Source organism: Symbioplanes lichenis, from assembly GCF_030709675.1.
Classification (GTDB): domain Bacteria; phylum Actinomycetota; class Actinomycetes; order Mycobacteriales; family Micromonosporaceae; genus Actinoplanes; species Actinoplanes lichenis.
This window is the reverse complement of the sequence record NZ_JAUZQD010000007.1, coordinates 66,653-85,711: the sequence shown is the minus strand read 5'-3', so window position 1 is coordinate 85,711 and position 19,059 is coordinate 66,653. Positions and strand designations below refer to the sequence as shown.

Below are 19,059 nucleotides of genomic sequence, written 5' to 3'. Positions count from 1 at the left end.
CCGCTCGTGATCGATTGGACACCTATGGTTAATTAATTGGCACGGAGTGGGCGATGGCGCGGTGGGCGTCATGGTTCTCCAGCCGGGCGACGAGCGAGGCGCGCACATCCCGGAAGGTGTCCTCGCCCAGCGGCACCCGCAGCGGCGCCTCCGGCCCGTCGGCGATCCCGATCATCGCCGCCGCGATCTTCTCCGGATCGTTGACCAGCGGGAACGACCCGTCGGCGAGCGCCCGCCGCACGTCCCCGGCGGGCGTGGCGTCGTACTCCGGCATGATCGGCGCCGTCGCCAGGCCGGGCCCGAACCCGGTCGCCGAGGCCCCCGGCTCGGCGATGGTCAGCCCGATCCCGAACGGCGCGATCTCCTGGGCGACCGTCTCGCAGAAGCCCTCGATCCCCCACTTCGAGGCGTGGTAGTACCCGAAGTTCGGATAGGTCGTCTGCCCGCCCGCCGTCGACACCTGCAGGATGCGGCCCCCGTGCTGGGCGCGCAGATGCGGCAGGGCGGCCCGGATCACCCAGATCGAGCCGAGCAGATTGGTCTCGACCACCTGCCGCACCTGCTCGTCCGTCGCCTCCTCCACCGCCGCGAACACCCCGTACCCGGCGTTGTTGACCACCACGTCGATCGTCCCGAACGCCGCGAACGCCTCACCCACGACCCGGTGCACGGCCGTGGCGTCGGTCACGTCCAGCCGAGCGACCCACAGCCGGTCGCCGTACTTGTCCCGCAGGTCGTCGAGCACCTCGGGCCGCCGCACGGTCGCCGCGACGCGGTCGCCGCGCTCCAGCAACCGCTCGGTCATGATGCGCCCGAAGCCCGACGACGTACCCGTGATGAACCAGCTCTTCGTCATGTCGCCGCACGTTAGGAGTTCGAGCCGACTCGAAGTCAAGCTCGTAGTCTTGGGTCTCATGACCACGACCACGCCGCGGCTCAGCATCGGAGAAGTCAGCGAGCGCACCGGGCTGACCACCCACACGCTCCGCTTCTACGAGCAGGAGCAACTCCTCGTCGACCCGGTCGAGCGCGACTCCGCGGGCCGGCGCCTCTTCACCGAGCAGGATGTCGAGTGGCTCCGCGTCTGCACCAAGCTCCGCTCCTCCGGCATGCCGCTGCCCGACATCCGCCGCTACGTCGAGCTCTTCCGCGAGGGGCCGCAGACCGTGCAGGCCCGCTTCGACCTGCTGCGCGCCCACCAGGAGCGGGTGCGAGCACAAGTGGCCGAGCTCCAGTCGGCCCTCGACGTCATCGACCACAAGGTCGACTTCTACGCCCGCCGCATGGCCGCCGGCACCGCCGAAACCCTGTGGCGCAACGGCCCCGAATGCGACGAGTCAGCAAACGGCTGAGGAGAAACCGATCGAAATGGCGTGACGCGGGATGGGTACTAATCTTTCGCCGTGTTGCTCGCTTATCTCGATGAGTCGTACAGCAAAGACTGGTATTTCATGGCTGCCCTGCTGTGTGACGGCGCCGGGGCGCAGGCCCTCAGCAAGGCCTTGGACGAGATCGTCGAGAAGGCGGTTGCTGCTCATGGCGTGGCTGAGGATGCCGAACTGCACGGTTATGAGCTCTTCCAGGGCGAAGGGTGGTGGCGCGGCGTCCCTCCCCGGGCCCGCATCGGTGTGTACAACCGAGCCTTCCAAGCCATTGCGGATCACGGCAACGCGCTGATCCTCCGGGGCATGGATTCCGCGGGTCAGCGCCAACGCTACGCCGTCGTGAAGCCGCCGCACACCGTGGTGCTCGGGCACCTGCTCGAACGGATCGACGACTATTGCCGATCACAGAATCAGCATGTCCTGGCGATAGCCGACGAGGTCGGGGAGCAGTCGGTCCACCGCCAGGACGTCGCGCACTATCGCAAGCACCGGACAGGCGGCTACAGATCCCGCCGGCTGACACAAGTCGTCGACACGTTGCACTTCGCCCCGTCCGACGCTTCGCGGCTCATCCAGGCCATCGACCTGGTGACTTTCCTGTACCGCCGCATCGAGACGCACACCGAGAGCGACGAGCGGGCCAAGCGCGCGAATCAGGCGCTGTGGGCACGCATCGAGCCGCTCATCGTGCATCGGCTGTGCTGGTACCCGCAGTCCTGAGCCATCCGCGTCTCTGATCCGGACGCGTCCTGGTTCACACGCGTTCCTGGTTCGGCGCGTTCCTGATCCGGACGCACAAAGGCCCCGCACTCGGCGGGGCCCAAGGCTGGTTCGGAAACCGTGGCTTCCTGGGTACGAGTGTAGCCCCGCGCACCCCACATGCACCAACGAAGCCACTCCCGCTGTCCCGCGCGATCCAGCAGCTTGAGCGTCGCCTCGGCACCCCAGCTGGTGGAGCGTACGAGCCGCGCGGTCGCCCTGACCGAGGCCGGCACGGTGCTCCTGCGTGAGGGCCGGGCCGCCCTGGACGCGGTCGACGCCGCCGCCCGCCGCGTGACCACGGTCATCGCCTGAACCCCGCACAGCACGTCCCGCCCGCCGGGCTCATCCGCGCCGCCACCCGACTCTGACGCCTTCGATCCTCTGCGGTGGCTGGTGCGGACGCGGGCCGCCGGGATGCTCAGGGCTCGATGACGGTCTTGCGGCCGACGCCGGCGCGGAAGTCGGCCAGGGCGGCGGCGTAGTCGTCGAGGGGACGGCGGTGGCTGATGAAGACCTCCGGGTCGAGGACGCCGGCGGCCAGCATGTCGCCGGCGCGGTCGAAGCTGTGGAGGACGGCCATCGAGCCGGTGATGGTGATCTCGCGGCGGTAGATCTCGTAGGGCTCGATCTCGACCCGGGCGTCGTAGGCGGCCACCCCGAACTGGAGGAACGTGCCGCCCCGGGCGACGCGGGAGAGACCGTCGCGGATGGCGGCCGGGACGCCGGTGCAGTCGACGACCACGTCGAAGCCGCGCGGGGCGTCCAGCTCGCCGGCGTTTGTGACGGCGGCGGTGCAACCCAACTGGCGGGCGGTTTCCAGGCGGGAGGCGTTGAGGTCGACGACGGAGACCGTGGCGGCGCCGGCACGCTTGGCCAGTTCCAGCATCATCAGGCCCATCGTGCCGGAGCCGTAGATCAGGAACGTGTCGGCCATGCGGCGCGGGAGGACGTCGAAGCCGCGGATCGCGCAGGAGAGCGGCTCGATGAGGGCCGCGTCGCGCGCCTCGAGGCCGGGCGGGAGGGCGTAGAGATTGGCCATCGGGGCCGCAACGAAGGAAGCTGCGGCACCCGAGCGCGTGACGCCGATCGCTCCCCAGTTCTCACACTGGTTGCCGCGGGCGCGCTTGCACTGGTAGCAGTAGCCGCAGTAGAGCGACGGGTCGACCGCGACCTGGTCGCCGACCCGGTAGTCCGTGACGGCCGCGCCGACCTCCACGATCTCGCCGGCGAACTCGTGGCCGGGGACGATCGGGAAGGCGGGCGCGAACTCGCCGTCCATGATGTGCAGATCGGTGCCGCAGATGCCGACCGCGGCCGGCTTGACCACGACGTCCGTGGGGCCGGGGGCCGGGTCCGGCACGCTCTCGATCGAAAGCGTGCCGGGCGTGACGACAACAGCGGCTTTCACTTGACCGCGCCCATGGAGAGGCCGCGGACGAGCTTGTTCTGGGCCAGCCAGCCGGCGATGAGCACCGGCAGCGAGACCAGCGTGGCGGCCGCGCAGAGGCGGGCGAGGAAGAGGCCCTCGGAGGAGATGAAGCCGACCAGGAAGATCGGGGCGGTGCCCGCGTTCGTGGCGGTCAGGTTCACGGCCAGGAAGAACTCGTTCCAGGCGAAGATGAAGCAGATCAGCGCCGTGGCGGCGAGGCCGGGCGACACGATCGGCAGGATGATCTTGCGGATCGAGGTGAGCAGGCCGGCGCCGTCGACCTCGCCCGCCTCCAGCACCTCGCGCGGGACCTCCAGCAGGAAGGAGCGCATCATCCACACCGCGAGCGGCAGGTTCATGGAGGTGTAGAGGATGACCATCGTCCAGATGTTGTCCAGCATGCCGAGGTTCTTGGTGAGCAGATAGATCGGCAGCAGCGCGGCGACGGCGGGCATCATCTTGGTGCTGATGAAGAAGAAGAGGACGTCGGTCCACTTGTCGACCGGGCGCAGCGACAGCGCGTACGCCGCCGGGGTGGCCAGCACCACGACCAGCAGCGTGGAAAAGACGCTGGCCATCAGCGAGTTGAGCAGGAACGGCGTGATGTTCCGGTCGAACACGGTGACGTACTGGTCGAGCGTGGGCGTGAACACCCAGGAGGGCGGGTTGCTGGCGGCGTCCTGTTCCTGCTTGAAGCTGGTCAGCACCATCCAGATGACCGGAAAGACGAAGATGATCCCGGCGACCCAGGCGACGATGCCCCAGACGGAGTTGACCAACCGGCGCTTGTTCCGAGCCGGTGCGGCAAGGGCGGTCATCGGTTCTCCTCCATGCGGAACAGGCTCGAGATGACCCGCAGCGCGAACGTCGCCACGATGATCGTCAGGATCACCACGATGACGCCGGCGGCCGACGCCTCGCCGTACTCGAACTTGCGGAAGGTGGTCAGATAGATCTCGTACGGCAAGTTGGTGGTGGCCTGGCCCGGACCGCCCTGGGTGATGCTGAAGATCGCGTCGAACGTGTTGACCAGGTAGATCGAGCCGAGCAGCGCGCCGAGCTCGAGGTACTGCCGCAGGTGCGGGATGGTCATCCGGGTGAAGATGTGCCAGGCGTTGGCGCCGTCGACCCGGGCCGCCTCGAGGATCTCCTCGCTCTGCGACTGCAGGCCCGCGAGCAGGATGAGCATCATGAACGGCGTCCACTGCCAGACCAGCGTGGCGATGACGGCGGCCTTCGGATAGGAGGACACCCAGTCCGTGGAGCCGCCGAAGATGCCGTTGATGAGGCCGTAGGCCGGGTTGTAGAGCGCGTGCTTCCACACCAGCGCGGCGGCGATCGGCATCACGAGGAAGGGCGTGATCAGTAGGGTACGGACGACCGACCGGCCGAAGAACTTGCGGTCCAGCAGGATCGCCAGCAGCAGGCCCAGGATCATCGAGAAGATGACCGCGCCCGCGGTGAGCAGCACCGTGTTGACCAGCGCGGAGCGCAGCCGCGAGTCGCTGAGCACGGTGATGTAGTTGTCGATGCCGATGAAGGAGCGGTCACCCGGGCGCAGCGCGTTCCAGTCCAGGGTGGACAGCACCAGCGTGAAGAGGAACGGCACCTGGGTGATGATCAGGGCGAAGATGAGACCCGGCAGCAGGGGTGCCCGGCGGATCCACCGCTCCTTGGAGCTGCCCCTCTTCGGCGCCACGGGCAGATCCGGCTTCGGATCGGCGCGGGTGATGACATCGGTCATGGTCGGCCTTCCCATTGGGACGGGGGCGCCGCGCCTGCGACGCCCCCGGGAGCACTACTTGTAGTTCTTCGCCACGTCTTCGGCGAGCTTCTGACCGTCATCGAGCGCCTTGTCGACCGTGCCGGAGCCGGCGATGGCCGCGCTGACCTCCTGCGACACCTTGGTGCCGAGGTCGGCGAACTCCGGGATGGTCACGAACTGCACGCCCAGCGCCGGCCGGGGCTGCAGGCCGGGGTTCTGCGGGTTGGCGTTCTCGATCGAGCCCAGGGTCACGTCGGCGAAGGCCTTGGCCGACTCCTTGTACTCGGGGATCGAGTAGGTGGAGGTGCGCTTGCCGGACGGGATGCGCGACCAGCCGAGGTTCTTGCCGACGATCTGCTCGTACTCCTTGCTGGTGGCCCAGGAGATGAACTTCCAGGCGGCGTCCGCCTTCTTCGTCGTCTTGGGCATGGCCCAGGCCCAGGTCCACAGCCAGCCGGAGTACTCGGTCTTGTTCACCGGCGCGTACGCGTAGCCGACCTTGCCAGCGACCTTCGACGCCTTCGGGTCCTCCAGCGTGCCCGCCGCGGACGTGGCGTCGTACCACATGGCCGCCTTGCCCTGGCCGAACGTGTTGGCGCACTCGGTGAAGCCGGCCTGCGGGGCGCCCGACTCGCCGTACTGCTTGACGAGGTTGACGTAGAAGTTGGTGGCTTCCTTGAACTCGGGCGAGTTCACCTTCGGCGTCCAGTCCTTCTCGAACCAGGTGCCCCCGTACGTGTTGACGACCGTGGTCAGCGGCGCGAACAGCTCACCCCAGCCGGGCAGCCCGCGCAGGCAGATCCCGGCGACGCCCTTCTGCTTGTCGTCGAGCTTCTTGGCGAACTCGGCGACCTGCGCCCACGTCGGCTTCTCGGGCATGGTGAGGCCGGCGGCCGTGAACATGTCCTTGTTGTACATGAGGAACGACGACTCGCCGTAGAACGGCGCCGCGTACATCTTGCCGTCCTCGCCGGTCAGCGACTGCACCATCGGCTTGAGCAGGTCGGCCTGGTCGTAGGCGGTGTCCGCGGCCGCCTGCGTCGACAGCTCGTGCAGCCAGCCGTTCTTGGCCCAGATGCCGGTCTCGTACGCGCCGACGGTCGCGACGTCGTACTGGCCGCCCTGGTTGGCGACGTCCTGCGTGACCTTGTCGCGCAGCTCGTTCTCCGGGAGGATCGTGAACTTGACCGTGATGCCGGTCTGCTTGGTGAAGTTGTCGGCGGTCAGCTTCTGGATGTCCTCCATCTGCGGGTTGCCGACCATCAGCGCGGTGATGGTGTTGTCGTCGCCGGAGCCGCCGCCCGCGGTCGAGCCGGCGCCGGAACAGCCCGAGAGCACCAGCGCTCCCGCGGTCGCCCCCGCGAGGAGTATGGAGAGCTTTCGTCGTGATGTTGTCACTGCAGATCCTCCGTTTGCAGACAGGCGGAACCGCGCCGGTCACCAGATGAGCCGGCTCGTCGTATGTGGTGAGGGGTCAGACTCGGATGACCTGGGGGCCGAGCCGGGAATAGCGATGGGCCTCGGACGCCGGGAGCCCGGTGTCCGTGACCAGGGATTCGAAATCGGAGATCTCGGCGAACCGGCAGAAGGTCCGGACGCCGAACTTGGTGTGCATGCCGACGAAGATCCGCCGCCGGGCCGCGCGCACGGCCTGCGACTTCACGTCCGCGACGGCCGGGTCGGGGGTGGTCAGACCCACTTCCCGGGAGATGCCGTTGGCGCCGACGAAGGCGAGGTCGAGCACGAAGCCGGCCAGCATGCCGCTGGCCCAGTGGTCGACGGTGGCGAGCGTGCGGCCCCGGACCCGGCCGCCGAGCAGCAGCACGGTCGCCGGGGTGTTGGTGGACAGCCACGCCGCGGTGTTGAGCGACGCGGTCACCACGGTCAGCGGGCGGTCGGTGGGCAGCGCCTCGGCGATCAGCTGCGGCGTGAAGCCCTCGTCGACGAAGATCGTCTCCGCGTCGCCGATCAGGCCGACGGCCGCGGCGGCGATGCGCCTCTTCTCGGGGACCCCGCGCATGGTGCGCATGGCGAGGTCGGTCTCGAACTTGGCCGTCTCGACCGGGTACGCCCCGCCGTGCGTCCGGCGGAGCAGGCCGTGCTTCTCCAGCAGCCGCAGGTCGCGCCGGATGGTCTCGGCGGAGACGGAGAGCTCGGCCGCGAGCTTGGCCACGTCCACCTCACCCTGCCGGCGGGCCAGGCCGACTATCTGGTGTTGCCGCTCGTCCGCGTTCATCTCGCACCTCCCCACGGCTCCTGGTCCGCTATTTGTAACACCGGGGAAACGTGTGGCCCCCATCACAACCTAAGCTGATTGAGCCTGTCTCTGCCCGTTTCCCGGTCAGCATGACACGGTCGATACTGCCCGTAACCGCATCTAAGCGGGAGGTATCTCCTGCCCGTTTGCCCATTTGTACCGCCCGAAGCGTGCCCGAGGGTGTGGAGTCGGGCTCGATCAAGGGCTTCCCGGCCCCCACGAGGGATCGTTACCGATCCTCAACCGCGCACCTCTTGACCGAAACGGTCACGGCCTTCGGCTCAAGTCGGCCGCGAAGGAGCCGACAAGCGTGGTCATGGCCATGCTCGCAACCCAGCAGCTCACCGAGTTCCTCTCCGCGGTGGCCGACCGGCCCGACGGACCGGCGGCTCAGTACGCGGCGGTGGAATGCGCGGCCCGCGCCCTCGCCGCGGACGTCGCCGTCCTGGTGATCGACGGCGGCGTGGTCGCTTCCGTCGGGCTGCCCGCCGAGCAGGTCCCGCTGGCCGGCGTGACCGACGTCGCCGCCGGGCGCCGCGACTCGCTCCTGCTCGGCGGGACCACGTACGCGGTCACGCACGCGCCGGTCAACGGCCCGGCGGCGGGCTTCCTCGTCCTCGGCCGCCTCGGCGCCGCGCCCTTCTCCGACGAGGAGATCTGCCTGCTCCGGGGCATGGCCCGGGTGCTGGAGCTGAGCCTGCAGGCCCTGCACGTCATGGCGGCCGAGCGGCGCCAGGCCCAGGAGAACGACCGGCTGACCGGCTCGCTGCAGGAGCGGCAGCGCTTCTTCGACCACCTCACGCGCGTGCAGCGGCTCATCGCCCGGCGCGCCCCGCTGCAGCAGGTGCTCGACGCCATCACCGCGAGCGCCGCCGACCTGCTCGGCGTCGAGATGGCCGCCCTCAACATGATCGACGCCGAGGACCGTACGGTCGGCGCGCTGGTCTCCGGCGTCGGCCTCGCGCCGGACCTCTCCGCCCAGGCGCGGCGCATCCCGCTGCTGTCCGGCGGCGTGTCCGGCCTGGCCATCCTGGGCAACGAGCTCGTCAGCGTCGAGGACTACGCGAACTGGCCGCTGGCGCTCTCCGAGGTCGTCGGCAGCGGCATGCGCGCGATCATGGCGGTCCCGGTGCACGAGAACGGCGACGTGGTCGGCTGCCTGGCCGTCGGCACGTACGCCGGCCCGCGCGAGTGGGACAAGGGGGCGCAGGACATCCTGCACGCCTTCGCCGAGCACGTCAGCCTGGCCCTGACCGACGCGCAGACGCTCGAGGCCATGAACCAAGCGTTCCACGACTCGCTCACCGGGCTCGCCAGCCGGTCGCTCTTCCTCACGCGGCTCGAGCGGGCCTTCGCCGCCGCGCCCGCGGGCGGTGTCGGCGTCCTCTTCGTCGACCTCGACCGCTTCAAGGTGGTCAACGACTCGCTCGGGCATGCCGCGGGCGACCTGCTGCTGCAGGGCGTGGCGGAACGGATCGGCGGCTGCCTGCGTACGGGCGACACGGCGGCCCGCCTCGGCGGTGACGAGTTCGCCGTCCTCCTCGCCCGGGCCGGCAGCGTCGACGAGGCCGTCCCCGTGGCCAGGCGCATCCTCGAAGCCCTCCGCGAGCCCTTCGACCTGGCCGGCAAGGAGGTCTTCATCAGCGCCAGCGTCGGCATCGCCCACAGCGACGACAAGATCGGCCCGCAGGACCTCATGGTCCAGGCCGACCTCGCGATGTACCAGGCCAAGAAGGACGGCAAGGACCGCTGCACCGTCTTCGCCCCGGAGCTCCAGGAGGCCTTCGAAGCGGCGCTGCGCATGGAGTCCGACCTGCGCCGCGCCATCGTGCGCCACGAGTTCGAGCTGCGTTACCAGCCCATCGTGCACCTGCAGACCAACGAGATCACCGGCATCGAGGCCCTCGTCCGCTGGCAGCACCCCGAGCGCGGCACGATCCCGCCCCTCGACTTCATCCCGCTGGCCGAGGAGACCGGCATGATTGTCCCCCTCGGCGAGTGGGTCCTCCGCGAGGCCTGCCGCCAGGCCGCCGCGTGGAACGCCCGCCGGGAGACCCCGCTCACCCTGAGCGTCAACCTCTCCGCCGTCCAGCTCGAACAGCCGACGCTCCCGGCCGTCGTGGCCTCGGCCCTGAACAACAGCGGCCTGCCGCCCACCAGCCTGGTCCTCGAGCTGACCGAGTCGGTGCTCATCGACCATCGCGATCAGACGCTCCAGCGGCTGGAACAGATCAAGGAACTGGGCGTACGCCTGGCGATCGACGACTTCGGTACGGGCTACTCGTCGCTGGCCTACCTGCGCCGCTTCCCGATCGACATCATCAAGATCGACAAGAGCTTCGTGGACGACGTCGGCGACCACCCGAACGCGGCCGCCCTCACCCTCGGCATCATCCAGCTGGGCCAGGCGCTCCAGCTGTCGACGGTGGCGGAGGGCATCGAGGACAAGGTGCAGCTGGCCGAGCTGACGGGCGGCAACTGCGAGATGGGCCAGGGCTACCTCTTCGCCGAGCCGCTCACCGAACAGGCCACCGCCGAGCTGCTCTTCAACTCGACCCCGTAGCGCCGCACCGCCAGACGACCGGGGCGTTCCCGGCGTTGCCCGCGACGACCCTCCCGTCGAGGCTGATCGCGGAGGGGCTGTCGCGCAGGCCGGCGTTGCCGTCGAGCCGGGGCAATGTCAGCGTTTCCGGTCCACCCGACACCGTCGCCCGCCTGTCGTCCTGGGCGGTGAACCGGCCGTCGGCGCTGATCGAGCCGCCGGCCAGGCTGTGCCCGGGAAAGGCCACCACGTCGCCCGTACGCAGGTTCCACCGCGCGGGCACACCGCGGTCGTCGTCCCGTGTGGTGGCCATGCCGACGATCCAGTCCCCGGTGATCGACTGCGCGATCGCCGTCATCGCGGTCTCGCCGTCGATCGTCGGCAGGGGCAGCTCCCGGGGAGTGCCGCCGTCCGTCCAGACGTACGGTCTGGTCTGCCCGCCGACACCCGTCTGACCCACGATCGTCCGCCCGTCGGCCGAGATGCCGAGCGCGCGGCCGTCCGGGGCCAGCACGGTGGGTGCCGCCGCCGCCGGCCGCCAGACCACCGGACGGCCGGCGAGCGTTCCGGCCACTGCGCCGTCGTCGCTGACCGCGAACGCTTCGGAGCTCCCCTCGCCGGGCAGGGTCGCCACGGCGCCGTCCCGATAGATCCACGCCCGTAGCTCCTGCAGACCGCCCAGCGACCCGAAGATCGTGGAACCGACCGCGACACCGCTGGCGTTGACGGCATGCGGCACCTGGTTCTCGCCCGGCAGGTCGGCCACGCTCGGCCGGCCGTCGGTCCAGAGCACCAGATCGAGATCGACGTCACCGGGCCGGCCGGTCCGGCCGGCGATGTGGCGCCCGCCCGGATCCATGGCGAGGACGAGGCTGTACGCGCCGGGTGCCGGCTGCGCCAAGGGCTCCACCGTGCATTCTCCGCCGGATCGCTGAGCCAGCGCCACACCGCCGAACGCCGCGAGGACACCCACACCCGTGACCACCGCGAGAGAGATCAGTCGCACCCCGCGAGGATCCCTCACGGTGTCAACCGCGGTGGCGGCGCCAGGTGTGCCAATAGACGTGGCCGGCCGCGCGGATCAGCCGCGCGGCAACGGCCGCCAGAAGCCCGGTCATCGCCCCATTGCAGCTCCGGTACGGGAGGTTCGCCCTGATACGACAAGTGTCCGACAAAGCCCGGCCGCCGGAGCTGGTAGACCTTGATCATCGGTCGAGAGAGGACGGTCCGCATGGGGTACGCGTTCGACAATGCGAGTGATCAGGCGACCGAGCATCATGCCGCCCTGGCCGATCTGCTCGACACCGCCACCAGGGCCTTCGTCGACGAGCTGATCGATGTGCGCGGCAAGCGCTGTCTCGACGTCGGCGCCGGGGCGGGCAGCGTCGCCACCTGGCTGGCCGGGCGGGCGGTGGAGGTGGTGGCCACCGACATCGCACCGCAGCACGTCCCGTCCCGGCCCGGCCTGACCGTGCGGCGGCACGACATTCTCGAGGACCAGCCGCCGACCGGCTTCGATCTCGTCCACGCGCGCCTGCTGCTGGCGCATCTGCCCCGGCGCGAGCACGCCCTGCGCCGGCTGACCGAGGCTCTGGCGCCGGGCGGCGTCCTGCTGACCGGGGACTTCGCGCTCGCGCCCGGCCCCTTCACGGCGTACGGGCCGGACGCCGGGATCCTGACCCGTTACCTGAAGACGCACGTGCGAGTCCTGGAGAACCGCGGCAACGATCCCGGATGGCCCTACCGTTCCCCTGCCGCTTTCACCGCCGCCGGTCTCGAGCAGGTCGGCTTCCGGGTGCACGGCGGCAGCTGGGCCGGCGGCAGTCCCGGCTGCCGGCTGCTCCTGGCGGGCATCCCGCAGCTGCGCGCCGCTCTGCTGGAGGACGGGCTGACCGAGGCGGAGCTGACCGCCACGGTCAAGGCGCTGGCCAACCCCCGGAACAGCGTCAACGGCTTCCTCTTCGTCCAGACGAGCGGCCGGCTGGCTCGCTGAGCTCAGCCGAGGGCGGCGGCGATCAGGAGACCGAGGGTGGCGGCGCCGAGACCGGCCAGGACGCTGCCGATCGCGTACGCCCCGGCGAGGAACCGCTTCCCGGAACGCGCCAGCGTCACCGTCTCGAAGCTGAACGTCGAGTAGGTCGTCAGCGCGCCGCAGAAGCCCGTTCCCAGCAGTGAGACGAGCCACGGGGCCAGAGGCAGGACGAGCACGACGCCGAGGATCAATGATCCGGCCACGTTGACCGTGAGCGTGCCCCACGGGAAGCCGTCGCGCTTGGGGATGCAACGGTCGGCCCACCACCGAAGGGGGGCGCCGACCGCCGCGCCCAGGGCGACGAGAAGGACGGTCACCGGCGTACCAACGACGCACCGGCCCACGCCGCGGCCAGCGACCCGACGAGTGTGGCAGCCAGATAGGCGAGGGCGACCGGGGGCCGGGCCAGCAGGACGTCGACCGTCGCGGTGGAGAAGGTGGTGTAGCCGCCCAGGAAGCCGGTGCCCAGGAAGAGGCGCACGGCGGGCCGGGACACGAGCGTGTAGAGGACGCCGATCAGGAAGCAACCGGTGATGTTGATGACCAGCGTGGACCACAAGGAGTGGTGCCACGCCACCCCGATCCCGTAGCGGGCGACGGCCCCCAGCAGGCCGCCGGCCGCTACGGTCAAGATCGGGCGCACCCGGTCACGATAGCGGGCAGCAGGCCTCGCCGTCGGGAACGGAAGCGGTGGTGAAGGTGATGTCGTGCAGGGTGACGCCCTCGGCCTGTTCCATCAGCACGGGCGACCACGAGGTGCCGGTGCCCGCGCCGCGCAGGGTGCAGTCGTGGATGACGGCGTCGCGGTAGGCGAGGGTCGAGACCAGGCCGTCGACCTCGCTCTTGCCCCAGCCGGCGGCGCGGACCGCGTAGCGGGGCCCGTTCCACTGCGCGCACACGTTGCTGATCTCGATCGTCGAGCCGACCACGTCCGAGGTGACGAAGCGGTCGGTGTTGTCGCCCGGGAGCAGGCGGAAGGCCATCTCCACGTCGCGCAGGCACGCGCCGTCGACGCGGACGTCGTGCACCGAGCTGAGGTAGAAGCCTTCGAGCGCGTCGCGGACCCGCAGGTCGGTGATGGTGAGGCGGTGCGGGTGGTAGGTCGGGCCCTCGATGGAGGCGACGTCGGCGCCCACGGCCCCCCAGTGCACCGCGACGGCCGTGTAGCCGCCGTGCACGGTCACGTCGTGCAGCGTGATGTCGCGCACCGCGCCCATGAGCGCGATGCAGTTGGCGTGCTTCTCCGACGGCCGCTCGATCTGCACGCGGCGGATGTCGACCCGGCCGATCCACGAGGGCGTCGACTCGTACAGATAGTCGCCCACGGTGATCGCCGTGCCGCGGTCGCCGCCGTGCTCGCCCGGGTCGGCGGGCGGCGGGCGCAGGCCGAGGTCGCTCACCGCCACGTCGGAGCCGAGGACGTGCAGCACCGGGTGCCCGGTCGTGCCGGTCGAGGTCAGCCAGGTGCCCGGCCGGCCGCCGCCCGCGCCGGCCACTTCCGAGCCGCGGATGGTCCAGCCGCCGGGGACGCGCAGGCCGTCGGCGATCGTGTGCTCGCCCGGCGGCAGCTCCAGCTTGCCGGCCGGCACGGTGTCGAGGATCTCCTGCAGCACGCGGCGGTTGCGGCCGGCGTCCGCGGTCAGGCCCGGGCGGTGGATCATCGGCCGGTGCCCGGCTGGATGCGGCAGGACAGGCCCCGGTCGGCCGGGTTCAGCCCGATCAGAATCGGACCCTCGACCCCGGGCGGGCGGCGCAGCGTCAGGGTGGCGGCGCCGCGCTTCACGATCTCCAATTCCACGGGTACGCCCGTCAGTAGCGCCGTCGCGTGCACGCCGAACCCGTCGGCGGGGCGCGCCTTGTTGACCTCGGCCAGCACCCGGTTGCCGGCCCGGCGGGCGATGCGTAGCGCCTTGAACCCGGCCCGCGCCGGCTTCTTCCGGCTCCACTTGTGCGTCGGCGACACCGGCAGCGGGGGCGGCGGGGTCACCGGGGTCACCTGCAGGCGGAACGTCTCCGGTGCGTCCGGCGTGACGACGGCCAGGTCGCAGCCGGAGCCGCCGGGCAGCTCGAGCGGGGTCGCGTTGGCGGGCTTCGGGCGTACGGAAATCTTGTCGATGCGCACCCCCAGGGCGGCCCGCGCGGCAACCCGCCCGGCCAGCCACTCGGGCCGCGGGGGCTCGGCGAGCTCGACCATCAGCAGGCCGTTGGCGTCCAGGTCCTCGGCGGGCAGGTCGAACTCGACCGTCACCTTGGCCCCGCCGGCCTTGCGCAGCCCCTGCCGCCGGGCCAGCACAGCGGCGCCGCGCAGCTTGCCCTGCGCGCGCACCAGCACCAGCCGGGGCAGCTCGGGCGCGAGCCGCGACGGGCGCACCCGGTCGGACCACCAGCGGGTGCCCATCTCGTCGAGGTGCACGAGCACGGAGACCCGGACCGCCTGCCCGGCGCCGCTCCACTTGAGGCCGACCGCGCCGTAGTCGCCGGTGATCCGGCCGACGATCTGCCGGCCGCGGACGACCTGGTCGACGATGGCCACGCCGCCACTCTGCCCGCCCGTCACCTCCAGCGGCAGGCCGTCGAGGACGACCGGCGTCTCGTCGTAATCGGTGGCGAACCAGCTGCCGATCATGCGGTGAAGTCCGTCCGGGTGAGCATCGGCTCGCGGTGCGTCCACATCCGCTCGACCCGGCTGAACAGCGGGTCGGCGTCCATCTCGATGTGCCGGAACGTGGCGCGCATGGTCTTGAGCAGGGTGTCGGCCGGCCACACCTCCCACTGCGGGACCTGCGGGGTGACCACGTCGGCGCCGCTGCGGTAGAGCCAGAGCCACAGCCGGGCGCGGCGCACCTGCTCCTCGGTCACGAGCTCGACGCCGTCGCGGACGGCCTGGATGCTCTCGCCGAGGGTCTTCCAGTACGCCTCCTGGTCGTCCACCACCGTCGACAGCCCGCACGAGCTCCACTCGGACCAGCCGGCCTGGATGACCGGGATCCCGTACGCGGGCAGCTCGTTGCTGACGCTCCCCCGCACCGTGACGCCGAGGTCGGTGAGGCTCCACAGCGCGTTCTTGCTGAGCGTGGCACTGGGCCGGAACGCCATGTGCTTGACCCGCTTGTACTGCTCGGCGAGCGAGTCGAAGAAGCCGGTCGAGTCGTAGAGCGCCTGGCTCGGGTGGTCGAGGAACAGCCACTGCGCCTCGGTGTGCTCGGCCGCGTAGGCCGCCGTGTCGGCGAACCAGTCGGCGAGGCTCGGGAACAGCTCGCGATTGGTGCCCAGCGCGTCGGAGACGGCATGGTTGTAAACGGTCACGATCGGCCGCTCGGCGTCGAAGCCCAGCCGGTCGACGACGTGGCTGCGCAGCCGGGCCCGCTCGGCCGGGTTGTTGAGGTCGACCGAGGCGGTCACGCCGCCGCGCCACCAGCTCGGGCGGCCCAGGTTGACCTTGGCGCGCCAGGCGACGAGCTCGGCCGAGGAGCGCAGCTCGTCCTTGCGCGGCCAGAGCTGCGTCTCGAACACGTCGCCGATCTGCTTGGTGAGCTCCTCCCGGAACGTACCCGTGTGGGTGTCGTTCTCGGGGAACAGGCCGTAGACCTTCAGGCAGCCGGTCTGCTGCGTGTGGATCACGGGCACGGCCGCCTGCCGCGCCGCCTCGGACGCGAGCCCCCACTGGTCGTAGTCGACGTGGCTCGTGACGAGCGCGACGACGTTGCCGCCCGAGAAGAGCTGCTGGTAGTGGTCGTGCAGGCGGGTGGCGTACGCGTGCCGCAGTTGGTAGTCGGGCAGCGACTGGTAACCCTGCGGGAGGCGCGGCAGCTTGGCGAGGCGGCAGTAGGTCGCGTCGGTGTACGCGACGATCGGCTCCTCGGACCGGGCGGGCGTGGTGGACTTGCGGACCAGGTCCCAGACGTCCACCACCTCGTCCGCCGCATAGGACTGGGCGACCCGGCGCACGATGTTGATGTCGAAGCCGCTCCAGAGCGTCGCCATCCACGCGTCCTCGACGCCGGTCAGCACCACCATCCGCGCCGGCTGCAGCTTGCGGATCGCGTTGGCGACCGCGAAGTTGCGCAGGTTGACCCGAATGTCCTGGTGGAACGCCTCCACCACGATCACCGCGTCGTCAGCCGGCTTCGGGAGGTTCTTCTCCCAGAAGACCGACGCGGACTCCAGGAAGACCTGAAGCTCCTTGCTGTTCGCGTTGAGCCACACCGTGTTGTTCCGTGCCTCTCAGATCAGGTCCCAGGACAGCGGCGTGCCCTTGGCCGCGTCCTGCTGGAAGGTGCGTCCGAGCACCATGCCGATGGCGTCGGGGGCCAGGCCGCCGGTCGGGCGGATCGACCGGACGTTCTGCTCGGTGACGGCGTCGCCGGCGCGGACGTCCTCCACCACGTAGAGGGACCGGCGGAACCGCAGGCCCTCCTTCTCGGCCTCGGTCGGGCCGATCGAGGTGGTGCCGAGCGCCTGCCACGCGCGCTCCGACTCCACGACGAGCGCCGTGAGCTCGTCCGGGGTCAGTGAGAACGCCGAGTCGACGCCGCCGTCCGCCCGGTCCATGGTCAGGTGCTTCTCGATCAGGCAGGCGCCGAACGCCACGCTCGCGATCGGCACCCCGATGCCCAGGGTGTGGTCGCTCAGGCCGATCGGCAGCTGCAGGGCCTCGGCGAGCACCGGGATGCGGCGCAGGTTGGTGTGCTCCGGCGGCGCCGGGTAGGACGCGGTGCAGGACAGCACGACGATGTCCTTCGCGCCGGCGCCCCGGGCGGCGTCGACCGCGGCGGCGATCTCCTGCAGGGTCGCCATGCCGGTCGAGATGATGACGGGCTTGCCCGTGCTCGCGCAGCCCCGGACCAGCGGCAGGTCGGTGATCTCCGACGACGCGATCTTGTAGAGCGGGGCGTCCAGGCTCTCGAGCAGGTCGATCGCCGTCCGGTCGAAGGGGCTGGAGAACGGCGTCAGCCCGCGTTCCCGCGCCCGCTCGAAGATCGCCTGGTGCCACTCCCACGGCGTGTGCGCGCGCTCGTAGAGCTGGTAGAGGTACTCGTTGCCCCACAGCTCGTGACCTTCGGAGATCTGAAAGCGGGGGTGCTTGACGTCCACGGTCATGGTGTCGGCCGTATAGGTCTGGATCTTGATGGCGTGGGCGCCGGCGTCGGCGGCCGCGTCCACGAGCGCGAGCGCCCGGTCCAGCTCGCCGTTGTGGTTGCCGGACATCTCGGCCACGATGTACGGCCGCTTGCCCGCACCGATCTCCACGTCGTTCACGATCACTTGTCGATCCCTCTCTCGGTCCACACCACGGTCTGCGGCACGCCGTCGATCAGCCGCTCGTAGCGCTTGGTCTCCCGGAAGCCGAAGCGCCGGTGCAGGGCGATCACCTGCTTGTTGCTCGCCAGCTGCTCGCCGCCGAGCCGGGTCAGGCCCAGCGGCCCGAACGCGTGGTCGACCGCGGCCTGCTCCAGGCGCAGCCAAGCGGGCAGCAGTCTGCCCTCGAGCCCGGCCACGTCCAGGTAGAAGCTCCAGCTGGGCGGATCCTCCCGCAGGTCGAAGATCACGACGCCGCAGTCGTCATGGATCAGGATGTGCCGCCGCGGGTCGTTCATGGCGCTTTCCCACCACTTGGCGTGCTCCTCCGGGGAGATCACGTGGGTGGACAGGCTCACCGCCCGGACGTCCGGGTGGTTCCGCCAGGTGAGCACCACATCTCGGTCGGCATCGACGGCGTCTCGCAACACCGGCGTCACCGTATGGAGGCCGCCTGAGCCTGCTGTGTCGCGGAGGCAAGGGCGGGACGAACCGCAGGTGACGGCTCGGGGTCACGGCGCGTCATCCGGTACGCCTGGCGAAGCCCCGCGTACAGCGCGTAGTTGTTGAGCTGGACGAGCCGGTGCTTGATGCCCGGCGACCCGTCGTAACCAGCGGGAAGGTGCCGGCGGTAGTGCCGGGCCAGCCGCCGGAAGTAGGCGCGGCGGTGCCGGGGGTGGAGCCGGCCGGCGTTGCCCAGGACCACCAGCAAGTGGTTGACCATCAAGGTGAACAGCAGGTTGCGCAGCCACGGCTCGGGTTCACGGTGCCCGACCCAGGCGAGCATCCGGTCGTACTGGTCGAAGGCCTCGAAGTGCCGCTCGCTGCGGGTCGCGGTGATGGCCCCGGCGCGGCCGACGCGGTAGTGGTAGCAGACCTCGTCGAGGACCCCGACCGTACGGGCGGCGATCAGGACAGGGTTGCTGAACGGCACGTCCTCGTACCAGCCGGGCTGGAACCGCAGGTCGATCTCCCGCAGATGGCCGCGCCGGACGATCCTGTTCCAGGCGGTGTGCTGGAGCCTCAGCAGGCTCGGCAGCCGGGGGTCCTTGAGCACGCCGCTGCTCGCATCGGGCTCCAGCCGGCCGTCCTCGTGCGCGCGCAGGTGGTCGATGAGCAGCACGTCCGGGCGCTCGGCACGCAGCTTGGCCAGCACCGCGCGCATGGCGCCGGCGGGCAGCCAGTCGTCGCTGTCGACGAACCAGACGTAGTCGCCGCGCGCCTCCGCCAGCCCGGCGTTCCGCGCCAGGCCCAGGCCGACATTGCTGCTCAGGTGCACCACCCGTAGGTCGCCGTGCCGCGCCGCGTAGTCGTCGAGCATCGCCCCGCAGCTGTCCGGCGAGGCGTCGTCCACCGCGATGACCTCGACCGACGCCGACTCCCCGGGCGTCAGGCCGGCGCGGAGGGACTCCAGGCACTGATGGAGGTAGCCCTCCACCGCGTACACCGGGACGACAACCGACAGCAGTACCGGATTCATGTCCGACAGGTTTCGCCCCCATAGTGACGAAAGTCGTAACCCCGGTTGGACACCTCGCGAATTACTTGAGCGGCCCGCCGGACAGCCGATGGGTCCTGGGTGACGACTC

General features: G+C 70.4%; 20 protein-coding genes. 5 read left to right on the top strand and 15 right to left on the bottom strand.

The features are described 5' to 3' along the window. Positions 1 to 28: 28 nt before the first annotated feature. Positions 29 to 856, bottom strand: coding sequence for an SDR family oxidoreductase (locus RAN62_RS17975; protein WP_305785829.1), 828 nt, complete (start codon positions 854 to 856; stop codon positions 29 to 31). A gap of 58 nt (positions 857 to 914) precedes the next feature. On the opposite strand from RAN62_RS17975, the gene RAN62_RS17970 reads away from it, so the two are divergent. The 3 genes from RAN62_RS17970 to RAN62_RS17960 all read left to right on the top strand — a co-directional run bounded on the left by RAN62_RS17970 (position 915) and on the right by RAN62_RS17960 (position 2,459). Then, entirely contained in the window at positions 915 to 1,352 is a 438-nt protein-coding gene (locus RAN62_RS17970; protein WP_305785828.1) for a MerR family transcriptional regulator, read from the top strand. Positions 1,353 to 1,403: 51 nt separating this feature from the next. Next, positions 1,404 to 2,105 carry a DUF3800 domain-containing protein gene (locus RAN62_RS17965; RefSeq protein WP_305785827.1) on the top strand — a complete coding sequence of 234 codons (702 nt, stop codon included), beginning with the start codon at positions 1,404 to 1,406 and terminating at the stop codon, positions 2,103 to 2,105. Positions 2,106 to 2,309: 204 nt separating this feature from the next. Further along, entirely contained in the window at positions 2,310 to 2,459 is a 150-nt protein-coding gene (locus RAN62_RS17960; RefSeq protein ID WP_305785826.1) for a hypothetical protein, read from the top strand. Positions 2,460 to 2,565: 106 nt separating this feature from the next. Here RAN62_RS17960 and RAN62_RS17955 read toward each other — a convergent pair whose 3' ends face one another. The 5 genes from RAN62_RS17955 to RAN62_RS17935 form a co-directional block, all read right to left on the bottom strand. Next, on the bottom strand, positions 2,566 to 3,507 hold the full coding sequence (locus RAN62_RS17955) for a zinc-dependent alcohol dehydrogenase family protein (protein ID WP_305785825.1): 942 nt from the start codon (positions 3,505 to 3,507) through the stop codon (positions 2,566 to 2,568). A gap of 44 nt (positions 3,508 to 3,551) precedes the next feature. After that, positions 3,552 to 4,394, bottom strand: coding sequence for a carbohydrate ABC transporter permease (locus RAN62_RS17950; protein ID WP_305785824.1), 843 nt, complete (start codon positions 4,392 to 4,394; stop codon positions 3,552 to 3,554). Then, a complete protein-coding gene (locus RAN62_RS17945) occupies positions 4,391 to 5,320 on the bottom strand; it encodes a carbohydrate ABC transporter permease (protein WP_305785823.1) in 930 nt (309 codons plus the stop codon). Before RAN62_RS17945 ends, RAN62_RS17950 begins: the two co-directional genes overlap by 4 nt. Before the next feature lie 54 nt (positions 5,321 to 5,374). Further along, complete coding sequence (locus RAN62_RS17940) at positions 5,375 to 6,739, bottom strand: ABC transporter substrate-binding protein (RefSeq protein WP_305785822.1); 1,365 nt, start codon at positions 6,737 to 6,739, stop codon at positions 5,375 to 5,377. A 76-nt stretch (positions 6,740 to 6,815) separates the two neighbouring features. After that, the gene (locus RAN62_RS17935) at positions 6,816 to 7,577 is read right to left on the bottom strand and encodes a DeoR/GlpR family DNA-binding transcription regulator (protein ID WP_305785821.1); all 762 of its coding nucleotides are present in this window, start codon (positions 7,575 to 7,577) and stop codon (positions 6,816 to 6,818) included. A gap of 337 nt (positions 7,578 to 7,914) precedes the next feature. Between RAN62_RS17935 and RAN62_RS17930 the strand changes: the two genes are divergently transcribed. Then, positions 7,915 to 10,161 (top strand): putative bifunctional diguanylate cyclase/phosphodiesterase, encoded by a 2,247-nt coding sequence (locus tag RAN62_RS17930; RefSeq protein WP_305785820.1) that lies wholly within the window; start codon positions 7,915 to 7,917, stop codon positions 10,159 to 10,161. Here the strand turns inward: RAN62_RS17930 and RAN62_RS17925 are convergent. After that, a complete protein-coding gene (locus tag RAN62_RS17925; RefSeq protein WP_305785819.1) occupies positions 10,145 to 11,146 on the bottom strand; it encodes a hypothetical protein in 1,002 nt (333 codons plus the stop codon). The genes RAN62_RS17930 and RAN62_RS17925 overlap by 17 nt on opposite strands. A gap of 225 nt (positions 11,147 to 11,371) precedes the next feature. On the opposite strand from RAN62_RS17925, the gene RAN62_RS17920 reads away from it, so the two are divergent. Further along, complete coding sequence (locus RAN62_RS17920) at positions 11,372 to 12,133, top strand: class I SAM-dependent methyltransferase (RefSeq protein ID WP_305785818.1); 762 nt, start codon at positions 11,372 to 11,374, stop codon at positions 12,131 to 12,133. 2 nt (positions 12,134 to 12,135) lie between these two features. Here RAN62_RS17920 and crcB read toward each other — a convergent pair whose 3' ends face one another. From crcB to RAN62_RS17880, 8 genes are read right to left on the bottom strand one after another with little or no spacing between them, the layout of a single operon-like run. Beyond that, positions 12,136 to 12,489, bottom strand: coding sequence for a fluoride efflux transporter CrcB (gene crcB / locus RAN62_RS17915; RefSeq protein WP_305785817.1), 354 nt, complete (start codon positions 12,487 to 12,489; stop codon positions 12,136 to 12,138). Next, the gene (locus RAN62_RS17910) at positions 12,486 to 12,815 is read right to left on the bottom strand and encodes a fluoride efflux transporter FluC (protein WP_305785816.1); all 330 of its coding nucleotides are present in this window, start codon (positions 12,813 to 12,815) and stop codon (positions 12,486 to 12,488) included. Before RAN62_RS17910 ends, crcB begins: the two co-directional genes overlap by 4 nt. Positions 12,816 to 12,819: 4 nt before the next feature. Beyond that, positions 12,820 to 13,833 carry a hypothetical protein gene (locus RAN62_RS17905; protein ID WP_305785815.1) on the bottom strand — a complete coding sequence of 338 codons (1,014 nt, stop codon included), beginning with the start codon at positions 13,831 to 13,833 and terminating at the stop codon, positions 12,820 to 12,822. Further along, positions 13,830 to 14,798 carry a hypothetical protein gene (locus tag RAN62_RS17900; RefSeq protein ID WP_305785814.1) on the bottom strand — a complete coding sequence of 323 codons (969 nt, stop codon included), beginning with the start codon at positions 14,796 to 14,798 and terminating at the stop codon, positions 13,830 to 13,832. The genes RAN62_RS17905 and RAN62_RS17900 overlap by 4 nt, the downstream gene beginning before the upstream one ends. Then, the gene (locus RAN62_RS17895) at positions 14,795 to 16,378 is read right to left on the bottom strand and encodes a hypothetical protein (RefSeq protein ID WP_305785813.1); all 1,584 of its coding nucleotides are present in this window, start codon (positions 16,376 to 16,378) and stop codon (positions 14,795 to 14,797) included. Before RAN62_RS17895 ends, RAN62_RS17900 begins: the two co-directional genes overlap by 4 nt. A gap of 18 nt (positions 16,379 to 16,396) precedes the next feature. Then, on the bottom strand, positions 16,397 to 17,437 hold the full coding sequence (gene pseI / locus RAN62_RS17890) for a pseudaminic acid synthase (protein WP_305785812.1): 1,041 nt from the start codon (positions 17,435 to 17,437) through the stop codon (positions 16,397 to 16,399). After that, a complete protein-coding gene (locus RAN62_RS17885) occupies positions 17,434 to 17,910 on the bottom strand; it encodes a GNAT family N-acetyltransferase (protein ID WP_438874516.1) in 477 nt (158 codons plus the stop codon). Before RAN62_RS17885 ends, pseI begins: the two co-directional genes overlap by 4 nt. Then, positions 17,907 to 18,950, bottom strand: a complete 1,044-nt coding sequence (locus RAN62_RS17880) for a glycosyltransferase family 2 protein (RefSeq protein WP_305785810.1) — start codon at positions 18,948 to 18,950, stop codon at positions 17,907 to 17,909. The genes RAN62_RS17885 and RAN62_RS17880 overlap by 4 nt, the downstream gene beginning before the upstream one ends. Positions 18,951 to 19,059: the final 109 nt, after the last annotated feature.

Excerpts from the sequence above, each read along its gene's own strand:
- RAN62_RS17975 (WP_305785829.1), bottom strand. The coding sequence starts at position 856 with ATGACGAAGAGCTGGTTCATCACGGGTACGTCGTCGGGCTTCGGGCGC.
- RAN62_RS17880 (WP_305785810.1), bottom strand. The coding sequence starts at position 18,950 with ATGAATCCGGTACTGCTGTCGGTTGTCGTCCCGGTGTACGCGGTGGAG.
- RAN62_RS17935 (WP_305785821.1), bottom strand. The coding sequence starts at position 7,577 with ATGAACGCGGACGAGCGGCAACACCAGATAGTCGGCCTGGCCCGCCGG.
- RAN62_RS17950 (WP_305785824.1), bottom strand. The coding sequence starts at position 4,394 with ATGACCGCCCTTGCCGCACCGGCTCGGAACAAGCGCCGGTTGGTCAAC.
- RAN62_RS17930 (WP_305785820.1), top strand. The coding sequence starts at position 7,915 with ATGGCCATGCTCGCAACCCAGCAGCTCACCGAGTTCCTCTCCGCGGTG.
- RAN62_RS17920 (WP_305785818.1), top strand. The coding sequence starts at position 11,372 with ATGGGGTACGCGTTCGACAATGCGAGTGATCAGGCGACCGAGCATCAT.
- RAN62_RS17905 (WP_305785815.1), bottom strand. The coding sequence starts at position 13,833 with ATGATCCACCGCCCGGGCCTGACCGCGGACGCCGGCCGCAACCGCCGC.
- RAN62_RS17945 (WP_305785823.1), bottom strand. The coding sequence starts at position 5,320 with ATGACCGATGTCATCACCCGCGCCGATCCGAAGCCGGATCTGCCCGTG.
- RAN62_RS17900 (WP_305785814.1), bottom strand. The coding sequence starts at position 14,798 with ATGATCGGCAGCTGGTTCGCCACCGATTACGACGAGACGCCGGTCGTC.
- RAN62_RS17970 (WP_305785828.1), top strand. The coding sequence starts at position 915 with ATGACCACGACCACGCCGCGGCTCAGCATCGGAGAAGTCAGCGAGCGC.